This is a genomic window from Paracoccus sp. IB05, from assembly GCF_016405985.1.
GTDB lineage: Bacteria > Pseudomonadota > Alphaproteobacteria > Rhodobacterales > Rhodobacteraceae > Pseudogemmobacter.
In genome coordinates this window covers 1-1,243 of record NZ_JAEFCF010000091.1, presented here as the reverse complement: position 1 = coordinate 1,243, position 1,243 = coordinate 1, and the positions used below count along the sequence as shown (strand labels likewise).

The 1,243-nt window shown below is 60.3% G+C and carries 1 protein-coding gene; it reads left to right on the top strand.

Going from position 1 to position 1,243, the window contains the following annotated elements; translation table 11 throughout:
* Positions 1–209: 209 nt before the first annotated feature.
* Positions 210–1,235, top strand: a complete 1,026-nt coding sequence (locus tag JC607_RS25165) for a cation diffusion facilitator family transporter (RefSeq protein WP_174213394.1) — start codon at positions 210–212, stop codon at positions 1,233–1,235.
* Positions 1,236–1,243 lie beyond the last annotated feature (8 nt).

Genomic DNA, 1,243 nt, shown 5'->3' with positions numbered 1-1,243 from the left:
ATCAACGGTTCCCATGATTGGAACGGGGGATTTCCGCCGATTTTTCTGTGGGGTTTGCAGGTTTGCTCGGGAGTTGGGGGTGGGCGCGGTTTTGGCGGTGTTGCTTCGTTGCATGGGCACGCGGCATGTCGATGCCGCCACGGTTGCAGCTTGACATGTGAACGTATGAACATCTATTCATGCGTCAATTCGAATCGGAGCACACCCCTATGGCACCCCCAAACAACCACACCGACCACTCAGGGCACAACCATGCCCCGCACGACCACTCCGCCCACGACCACGCGGGTCATGACCATGCCGGGCATGATCACGATCACACCCCTCAGGTGACCAGCAAGAACGAGCGCAAGATCCTGATCTCGTTCTTCATGATCTTCAGTTTCATGATCGTGGAAGCCGTCGGCGGCATCGTCTCCGGATCGCTGGCGCTGCTGGCCGATGCCGGCCATATGCTGACAGACGCTATCGCTCTCTTGCTGGCTTATGTGGCCTTCCGTCTCGGCCGCAAGATGGCGGATAGCCAGCGCACCTTCGGTTATGCCCGGTTCGAGGTCATCGCCGGCCTTGTCAATGCGCTGACCTTGTTCGGTATCGTCGGCTGGATCGTCTATGAGGCGGTCGAGCGCTTCCGCGAGCCTTCTCCGGTGATGGCCGGTTCGATGTTCATTGTCGCCGTCGTCGGTATGTTGGTGAACCTCTTCGTGCTGTGGTACCTGACCCGCGGTGACTCTGACCACGTCAACGTCAAAGGTGCCGTCCTGCACGTGATGGGCGACCTTCTGGGCTCGGTCGGTGCCATCGTCGCGGCTATCGTGATCTGGTACACAGGCTGGACCCCCATCGACCCGATCCTGTCGGTCTTCGTCTCGCTCCTGATCCTGCGCAGCGCCTGGAGCCTGCTCAAGAAGACCCTGCACATCCTGCTGGAGGGCGCTCCCGCCGATGCTGAAACGGACAAGATCGAACGCCATCTCATGCAGACGGTCAGCGGTCTGAAAAAAGTCAGCCACATCCACGTCTGGCAGATCACCTCGGGCCGCTCGCTCGCCACGCTGCACATCCAGCCCAAAGAGGGCGCTGATATCCGGGCCGTCGCCGAAAAAGTCACCCAGGAGTTGCAGGACAAGTTCAGCATCGAACACCCCACCGTCGCCATCGACTGGGTCGGCGACGCAGACTGCAGCCTCAAAAAGCCACCCGAAATCGACCTCCACGCAGGGCACGCACATTGACCAAAGGC